Genomic DNA, 2,396 nt, shown 5'->3' with positions numbered 1-2,396 from the left:
AATCCGGGCACTCCTGAAAAAGTCCTCTATGGTCCTGTGTTCGATGAGAATGGTACTCTAGATCTAGAGCCTAAAGGCAAGGAGAATCTGTATGACTATATCCAGTCCCACAAGGATTCCTGTGATATCAAGCTCATTGTAGACCGTTGTGCCCGTGGAGATCTATCCGCTCTTTCTAAGGCTCAAGGGATGTATGGTGATTTCACTACCTTGCCCCGGACCTACGCAGAGGCTCTTCAGGCTCTCACAGATGCCGAGAATTTCTTCATGAGTCTCCCAGTCGAGACCCGTGCAAAGTTCGACCACGACCCCCATAAATTCATAGCCAGCATGGATAAACCTGGCTTCCTTGAGAAGCTTGGAGTACCAGTCCCCAATAGCGGAGCTGAACAACAGCCCCCGACGCCAACGACCAGCGCCGCTACTGCACCCGCTGGCGAAGTTTCAACCGATTAGGTTGTAAACAATTATCCACTTTAAAAACTGAATAAAAATCTAATTCTATATAGGAGTTATAATATGAATAGGAATACTAACAGTCATTTTGCGTTAAATCCTACTAGAATAGATATGTCAAGAAGTACGTTTGACAGAAACAGCTCTGTAAAAACAAGCTTCAACGTTGGTGACATTGTTCCATTCTATGTAGATGAGGTGTTGCCCGGTGACACATTTGATATCGATACCTCTAAAGTTATTCGCATGCCTTCCTTACTTACTCCAATTATGGATAATCTGTATCTTGATACCTATTATTTCTTTGTTCCCAATCGAATTGTTTGGCAACATTGGAAAGAGCTTATGGGAGAGAATAACGAAAGTGCTTGGATACCCAGCACAGAGTACGAAATCCCGCAGATTACGGCTCCTTCTGGTGGTTGGAATATCGGCACTATTGCTGATTATATGGGTGTACCTACTGGTGTTAGTGGTCTCTCTGTCAACGCTCTTCCTTTTAGAGCATACGCTTTGATTTGTAATGAGTGGTTCAGAGATGAAAACCTCTGTGACCCGTTGAATATCCCCTTGACCGACGCAACCGTCGCTGGTGTGAACACTGGCACATTTGTGACAGATGTCGCAAAAGGCGGCCTCCCCTACAAGGCCGCTAAGTACCGGGACTACTTCACAAGCTGTCTCCCAGCCCCCCAGAAAGGCCCGGACGTGACCATCCCTGTTTCTGGTGGTGCTAATTACCCGGTTATGTCTCTTGATGATAAAATTCCTAATGTTGGTAGTGTTGCTACTACTTGGACCGATGTTAAAGGCGGTGTATCAAGTGCAAATTGGCATTTGGGAGGCGATAATTATAATGGTCAGCTTCCCGGTAATGACTTAGGCATGTTCAATGTGTCTGCAAGTGTTTCTTCGCTTGTTGCTCCTACTAATTTATGGGCTATTAATGATGGCGTTGTATCTACGGCCACCATTAACCAGCTCCGTCTAGCTTTTCAAGTCCAGAAGCTCTATGAACGTGACGCAAGAGGCGGTACACGCTATATTGAGGTTTTGAAGTCTCACTTTGGTGTGACCTCCCCGGATGCCCGTTTGCAACGCCCGGAATATCTTGGTGGCAACCGTATTCCCATTGTCATCAGTGAGATTAACCAGACTAGCGGCACTTCCGCTAATAGCACCCCGCAAGGTAACCCTTCCGGCCAGTCCCGGACTACCGATGTTCACAGTGATTTCAAGAAGTCCTTTGTAGAGCATGGCTTTATCATTGGCGTTATGGTTGCCCGTTATGACCATACCTACCAGCAGGGTCTAGAGCGTTTCTGGTCCCGTAAAGGCCGTCTTGATTTTTACTGGCCTGTATTCGCCAATATTGGCGAACAGGCGGTGCTAAACAAGGAGATCTATGCACAGGGTAGTAAGACTGACGATGAGGTATTTGGCTATCAGGAAGCATGGGCCGACTATCGTTATAAGCCCAATCGTGTAACAGGTGAGATGCGCTCTACTGCTCCCCAGTCTCTTGACGTTTGGCACCTTGGCGACGATTACAGCAAGCTTCCTTCTCTGTCTGATTCTTGGATTCAGGAAGATTCTGCTGTGGTTAACCGTGTTATCGCTGTCAGTGAGGAGAATAGTAATCAGCTTTGGGCAGATATTTTCATTAAGAATAAGTGTACCCGTGCTATGCCCATGTACAGCATTCCCGGTCTGATTGATCATCATTAAGGAGGTTGCATTATGGCCGTATCGTATGGTAAGAATGGTGCCGGTTGGAGCCCTTTCTCCGGTGGTCCTGTCTATGATAGTGGTGCTAGTAGTGCGGTTACGGCGAATAGAGGGGCCAGTAGTGGCCCCTCTTCTGCCAGTGGCGCTATTAACGGTATCGCTAACAATATATCTAAGATTTCAGGCATCACCAGTGCTAACAATGCGTGGAG

At 46.9% G+C, this 2,396-nt stretch carries 3 protein-coding genes; all 3 read left to right on the top strand.

Annotated elements, in window-relative coordinates; translation table 11 throughout:
- Positions 1 to 456 (top strand): hypothetical protein (locus ACEVJK_RS14390; RefSeq protein ID WP_374740899.1); only part of this gene is annotated, 456 nt, incomplete at its 5' end.
- A 63-nt stretch (positions 457 to 519) separates the two neighbouring features.
- On the top strand, positions 520 to 2,184 hold the full coding sequence (locus tag ACEVJK_RS14385) for a major capsid protein (RefSeq protein WP_374740898.1): 1,665 nt from the start codon (positions 520 to 522) through the stop codon (positions 2,182 to 2,184).
- 12 nt (positions 2,185 to 2,196) lie between these two features.
- A partial coding sequence (locus ACEVJK_RS14380) for a hypothetical protein (protein ID WP_374740897.1) occupies positions 2,197 to 2,396 on the top strand: 200 nt, incomplete at its 3' end.

The organism is Flintibacter sp. P01028, assembly GCF_041925235.1.
GTDB lineage: Bacteria > Bacillota > Clostridia > Oscillospirales > Oscillospiraceae > Lawsonibacter > Lawsonibacter aceti.
This window is presented reverse-complemented; position numbering and strand designations above follow the sequence as displayed.

Coding starts and splice junctions, on each gene's coding strand:
- ACEVJK_RS14385 (WP_374740898.1), top strand. CDS start 520: ATGAATAGGAATACTAACAGTCATTTTGCGTTAAATCCTACTAGAATA.